Genomic DNA, 6,713 nt, shown 5'->3' on the forward strand with positions numbered 1-6,713 from the left:
CACCCTGGTCGTGACCGGAGGCGGGCCGGGGATCACGGAGGCGGTGGGTGACGGGCCGGCCGCCGGGGGCGGCCGGCCGGGCTGGGTCAGGTGAGGCTGTCGTCGATGAAGGCGAAGAGCTCCTCGTCGGAGGCCGCGTCGAGGTCGTCGACGTCCACCAGGTTGTCGGAGGTGTCGGGGGCGCCCGCGGACGCCGGCTGCTGGGACTCGCCCCAGCGGGCGGCCAGGGCTTGCAGGCGCATCTGGATGCGGGCACGGGTGACGCCGTCGGGGGTCGTCGCGGCCAACGCGGCCTCCAGCCGGTCGAGTTCCTCGGTCACCGCGGTGGCCGAGTTCGTACCGTCGGCGAACAGCTGCTCGCGCAGGTGGGCCGCGAGCAGCGCCGGCGTCGGCTGGTCGAAGACCAGGGAGGCGGGCAGCGACAGACCGGTCGCCTCGGCCAGGCCGTTGCGCAGCATGACCGCCATCAGGGAGTCGACACCCAGATCCTTGAACGCCTGCGCCGGCGGAATCTCCTCGGGTCCCGGGTAACCCAGGACGATCGCCGCCCTGCTCCGGACCAGGGCGAGGAGCACGCTGTCGCGCTCGGCCGGGGAGAGCCTCGTCAGCCGGACGGGCAGCGGGACCTCGGCCTCGATGACGCCCTCGTCGGCGATGGCCGCCGGCGTCGCGCTCAGCCGCTCCTCCCGCTGGCGCTGGAACCAGGCGGACATGGCGGGCAACGCCGAGCTGAGCGGCTGGTCGCCGTCGAGGCCCAGCGTCGCGGTCAGCGCGTCCAGGTCCTCGCGCTCGACGGCCGCCCAGAACCGCTCGTCCACGGCGGCCGCGTGCGCGGTCGCCGGGGCGTCCTCGGCCGGCTCCGGCCAGTAACGGCGCTGCTGGAAGGGGTAGGTGGGCAGGTCGATCCGGCGGGCGCCGGTACCGGCGAAGACCGCCGGCCAGTCGAGCCCGACCCCGCGCACGTGCAGCTGGGCGAGCGCGCTGGTGAACGTCTCCGCCTCCGCGCGGTCGCGGCGCAGCACGGGGGTGAAGACGGCATCGCCGACGCAGTCCTGGCCGAGTGTGGTGAGGGTGCCGTCGGGGCCGAGCTCCAGGAAGGTGCGGACGCCCTCGCGCTCCAGGATCCGCATGGCATCGGAGAAGTGGACGGCCTCGCGGACGTGGCGGACCCAGTAGTCGGGGGTGGTCGGGTCGGCGGACCGGTCGAGGGTGGAGACGATCGGGATCCGGGGAGCCTGGTAGGTCAGGCCCTCGGCGACCGTGCGGAACTCGGCCAGCATCGGGTCCATCAGCGGCGAGTGGAAGGCATGGCTGACGGTCAGCCGCTTGGTCTTGCAGCCATCGGCGGCCAGCTTCTCGGCCACCTCCAGCACGGCGTCCTCGGCGCCGGAAATCACCATCGAGGTCAGGCCGTTGACGGCGGCGATGTCCAACTCGTCCACGCGGCCGACCAGCAGCGGCAGCACCTCGTCCTGGGTCGCCTGGACGGCCACCATCGCGCCACCGGCGGGCAGTCGCTGCATCAGCCGCCCGCGCGCCGCGACCAGCGTGGCCGCGTCCGGCAGCGAGAGCACGCCCGCGACGTGCGCGGCGGCCAGCTCACCGATCGAGTGCCCGGCCAGGAAGTCCGGCCGCAGGCCCCAGGACTCGACGAGCCGGAACAGCGCCACCTCGACCGCGAAGAGCGCGGGCTGGGTGTAGCCGGTCTCGTCGAGCCGCTCACCCGTGAAGACGACGTCCTTCAGCGGCCGGTCCAGGTGCCGGTCCAGCTCCGCGCAGACCGCGTCGAAGGCCTCGGCGAACACCGGGTGGGTCTCGTACAACCCGGCTCCCATGCCGGCGCGTTGGCTGCCCTGACCGGTGAAGAGGAAGGCGAGCTTGCCCTCCGCCGCCGTCCCCCGCACCAGCTGGGCGGCGGGCTCACCCGAGGCCAACGCGTCCAGGCCGCGCGCGAGTTCGGCACGGTCGGCGGCCACCACCACCGCGCGGCACTCCAGCGCCGCTCGGCTCGTCGCCAACGAGTGGGCGAGGTCCACGAGTTCGACATCGTCGGCGAAGGACCGCAGCCGCTCGGCCTGGGCCCGCAACGCGGCGTCGTTCTTCGCCGTCAGCACCACCGGCAGCACCGGTGGCACCACCGTCACCCCGGCGGCGACCTCCTCCGCCACGACCTCCGGAGCCTGCTCCAGCACCGCGTGGGCGTTGGTGCCGCTGATGCCGAAGGACGAGATCGCGGCCCGGCGCGGGCGGCCGGTCTCCGGCCACGCCTGGTTCTCCGTCAGCAGCCGCACCGCACCCGCCGACCAGTCCACGTGCGGGGTGGGCTCGTCCACGTGCAGGGTCCGCGGGAGCACACCGTGCCGGATCGCCATCACCATCTTGATCACACCAGCGACACCGGCCGCCGCCTGGGTGTGCCCGATGTTGGACTTCACCGAGCCCAGCCACACCGGCCGGTCCTCGGGCCGGCGCCGGCCGTAGGTGGCCAGCAGCGCCTGGGCCTCGATCGGGTCGCCCAGGGTGGTGCCGGTGCCGTGCCCCTCGACCGCGTCGACCTGGTCGGCGGTCAGCCGGGCGTTGGCCAGCGCCTGCTTGATCACCCGCTGCTGGGACGGGCCGTTCGGGGCGGTCAGACCGTTGCTGGCGCCGTCCTGGTTGACCGCGCTGCCCTGGACCACGGCGAGCACCGGGTGCCCGTTGCGGCGGGCGTCGGAGAGCCGCTCGACCAACAGCAGGCCCACGCCCTCGGCCATGTTGGTGCCGTCGGCCGCACCGGCGAAGGACTTGCAGCGGCCGTCGGCGGCCAGCCCGCGCTGGCGGCTGAACTCGATGATGGTCCCCGGGTTGGGCATCACCGTGACGCCACCGGCCAGCGCGAGCGCGCACTCGCCGGTCCGCAGCGCCTGCACCGCGAGGTGCAGGGAGACCAGCGAGGCCGAGCAGGCGGTGTCCACGGTGACCGCCGGCCCCTCCAGGCCGTAGGTGTAGGAGAGCCGGCCGGACATCACACTCGCGGTGTTGCCGGTGCCCAGGTGGCCCTCGAAGCTCTCGGCCGAGCGCATCAGCACCGGGACGTAGTCCTGCCCGTTGGTGCCGACGAAGACGCCGGTCCGACTGCCGCGCAGGGTCAGCGGGTCGATGCCCGCCCGCTCGAACAGCTCCCAGGAGGTCTCCAGCAGCAGCCGCTGCTGCGGGTCCATGGACAGCGCCTCGCGCGGCGCGATGCCGAACAGCGCGGCGTCGAACCTGTCCGCCCCCGCCAGGAAGCCGCCCTCACGGGTGTAGGAGGCGCCCTGGGCGTCCGGGTCCGGGTCGTACAGCCCCTCGACGTCCCAGCCGCGGTCGGTCGGGAAGCCGGAGATCGCGTCGCCGCCGGTGGACACCAGCTGCCACAGCTCCTCCGGGCTCCGCACCCCGCCGGGGAAGCGGCAGCTCATCGCGACGATCGCGATCGGCTCGCGGGCCTTCTCGTCCAGGTCACGCAGCTGTGCGTGGGCCTCGTCGAGGTCCTTCAGCACGCGCTTGAGGTATTCGCGGAGCTTGTCTTCATTGGCCATCGGAGCGCTGCCCATTCGGATCGTCGGGGTGAAGGCTGGCGGGGTGGTGGAGGACGGTGTGCGGTGGCTGCGCTCAGCCCCTGCCGAACCTCTTGTCGATGTAGTCGAAGATCTCGTCGTCGGTCGCGTCGTCGATGCTCGCCGCGTCCGCGCTCTCTTCGGCGCCGCGGACCGCGTTCCAGCTCGCCAGCAGGGTCTGCAGGCGGACCGCGATCTGCGCGTGGGCGGCTTCGTCGGGCGCGACGGCGGCGTGGTCGTCCACGCTGAGCGAGGCGAGCACGGCCTCCAACCGGTCGAGTTCCTCGATCAGTTGGGGAGCCGCCGGCCGACTGTCGGGGGCGACCTCGGCCAGCAGGTACTCGGCCAGCAGGGCGGGCGTCGGGTGGTCGAAGACCAGGGTCGCGGGCAGCCGCAGCCCGGTGGCCTCGTTCAGCCGGTTCCGGAGTTCGACGGCGGTCAGCGAGTCGAAGCCCAGCTCGCGGAAGGCCTGCCCGGCGCCGACCAGCTCCACCGAGGTGTAGCCGAGCACGGCGACCACGTGGTCGCGCACCAGGTCGAGCACCTGCCGCTGCTGCTCGGCCGCCGACAGGCCGGCCAGCTTCTGGGCCAGGCCGACCGTTTCGGGCTCGCCGGCGGGGGTCGTCAGCACCACCCGACGGACCGGCGTCCGCACCAGGCCCCGGAAGGGCGCGGGCAGGGCGTCGGGAACGGCCGCCAGCGCGCGCAGCGCCTTCAGGTCCAGGTGCATCGGCACCAGCACCGGTTCGTCCACCACCGTGAGCGCGGCGTCGAAGAGCGCCAGTCCCTGCTCGGCGGTCATCGGGAGCACCCCGCCGCGCGCCGACCTGGCCAGGTCCACCTCGCTCAACCGGCCTGCCATGCCCCGGCGTTCGGCCCACAGGCCCCAGACGAGGGAGACCGCGGTCAGGCCGCGGGCACGGCGGTGGCGGGCGAGCGCGTCCAGGAAGACGTTGGCCGCGCCGTAACTGCCCAGCCCCGCACCGCCCAGCGTGCCGGCGGCGGCCGAGAAGAGCACGAAGGCGGCCAGGTCCAGGTGTGCGGTGAGTTCGTGCAGGTTCACCGCCGCGTCCACCTTGGGGCACAGCACCCGGTCGACCCGCTCGGGGGTGAGCGCACCGATCACGCCGTCGTCCAGCACGGCGGCGGTGTGCACCACGGCGGTCAGCGGGTGCTCGGCGGGCAGCTGGGCCAGCAGGGCGGCCAGCGCGTCGCGGTCGGCCACGTCGCAGGCCGCCAGCTCCACCTCGGCGCCCAACTCACGGATCGCGTCCACCAGTTCGGCCGCGCCGGGCGCGTCCTGGCCACGCCGGCTGGTCAACAGCAGGTGACGGACGCCGCGTTCGGTCACCAGGTGGCGGGCGAGCAGCGCGCCGAGGCCGCCGGTGGCACCGGTGATCAGGACGGTTCCCTCGGGGTCCCAGGCCCGGGAGGGCGCCGGTCCTGCCGATGCGTCGTCCTCGGTGAGCCGGGCGACCCGGGCCAGCCGTGGCACGTGCACGGTGCCCGCGCGCAGCGCGAACTCGCCCTCGCCGGAGGCGATCGCGGCCGGCAGCAGCCGGCGGGACTCCTCGTCGTCGTCCAGGTCCACCAACACCAGGCGGTCCTCGTTCTCGATCCGGGCGGCGCGCACCAGCCCCCAGATCGGGGCGTGGACCAGGTCGATCTCCTGGTCGCCGGGTCCGGCGGCCACGGCGCCACTGGTCACCAGGACCAGGCGGGACGATTCGAGCCGGTCGTCGGCGAGCCAGCCCTGCACCAGGGCGAGGGCGCGATGCGTCGCCGCGTGGACGTCGGCCGCCAGGCCGCCGCCCGCCGGCTCCACCGCGCAGGCCGCCAGGACGGCGTCCGGCATGGGCCGGCCGGCGGCCACCGCGGCACTGAGCGCGGCCAGGTCTGCGTAGAACTCGGTCTCCGCGCCCGCCAGTTCGAGCGCCGGGCCGACCTTGAGGTGATCGGCGCCGAGCACGGCCCAGTTCGAGCCGTTCGACGTGGGCGAGGCCGACGGCAGTGGCATCCAGTCCACGCGGAACAGCGCGTCGTGCTGACCGGGCGCCGAGCCCCGGCTGAACTGCTCGGCCGAGACGGGACGCAGCACCAGGGAGTGCACCGAGGCGACGGGCGCGCCCGCACTGTCGGCCACGGTCAGCGAGACCGCGTCCGGCCCGGTCGGGGTGAGCCGCACCCGCAGCGCGGAGGCGCAGGCGGCGTGCAGGGTGAAACCGCTCCAGGCGAACGGGCGACGGCCCTGCGGCTCGACCTCGGTGGCCGGCTCCTCGGCGGGGGCGAGGGCCAGGGCCTGCAGGGCGGCGTCCAGCAGCGCCGGGTGCAGGCCGTAGTGGCCCGCCTCGGCCTGCTGCTCCTCCGGCAGCCGGACCTCGGCGTAGACCGCCTCGCCGAGCTGCCAGGCCCTGTGCAGGCCCTGGAACGCCGGCCCGTACGACAGGCCCGCCAGTGCCAGCCGCTCGTAGTGGCCCTCGACCGGCAGCTCGACGGCGCCGGCCGGCGGCCAGGAGGTCGGGTCGAGCGGCGCGACGGGGACGGTGGACGTCGCGGTGGCGGCCAGGGTGCCGCTGGCGTGCCGGGTCCAGGGCTCGCCCGTCGGCGCCTCGTCGGGACGCGCGTACAGGCTCAGCGACCGGCGGCCCGAGCCGTCCGGGTCACCGACGACCAGCCGCAGCTGGAGCGCACCCTCCTCGGGCAGTACCAGCGGTACCTCCAGGGTGAGTTCCTCGACCAGGCCGCACCCCACCTGGTCGCCGGCCCGGACGGCGAGTTCGACGAACGCGGTCCCCGGCAGCAGCACGGTGTCGCCCACCGCGTGGTCCGCCAGCCAGGGGTGGGTGCGCAGCGCGAGCCGGCCGGTGAACAGGAACCCGTCGGAGTCGGGGAGTTCGACGGCCGCGCCCAGCAGCGGGTGCTCGGCGGAGGCCAGGCCGGCCGAGGCGACGTCGGCCGCGCCGGTCGTCACGGCCGGTTCGACCCAGTAGCGCCGGCGGTGGAAGGCGTAGGTGGGGAGGTCCACCCGGCGAGTGCCCTCGTGGGTCAGGAAGGACTGCCAGTCGACCGGGACGCCGCGCACCCAGGCCTCGGCCAGGGAAGCGAAGAGCCGCTCCAGACCACCCTCCTGACGACGCA

At 74.5% G+C, this 6,713-nt stretch carries 2 protein-coding genes; both read right to left on the minus strand.

Features of this window, described 5'->3' with window-relative positions:
• Positions 1–86: 86 nt before the first annotated feature.
• On the minus strand, positions 87–3,557 hold the full coding sequence (locus ACZ38L_RS32140; protein ID WP_465699986.1) for a type I polyketide synthase: 3,471 nt from the start codon (positions 3,555–3,557) through the stop codon (positions 87–89).
• A gap of 73 nt (positions 3,558–3,630) precedes the next feature.
• The coding region (locus ACZ38L_RS32145; RefSeq protein ID WP_465699988.1) for a type I polyketide synthase at positions 3,631–6,713 on the minus strand (3,083 nt) is incomplete at its 5' end.

This window comes from Kitasatospora sp. NPDC024654 (assembly GCF_055559155.1).

What these genes read in the sequence shown, in the direction of transcription:
- ACZ38L_RS32140 (WP_465699986.1), bottom strand. Translation starts at nt 3,557, where the DNA reads ATGGCCAATGAAGACAAGCTCCGCGAATACCTCAAGCGCGTGCTGAAG.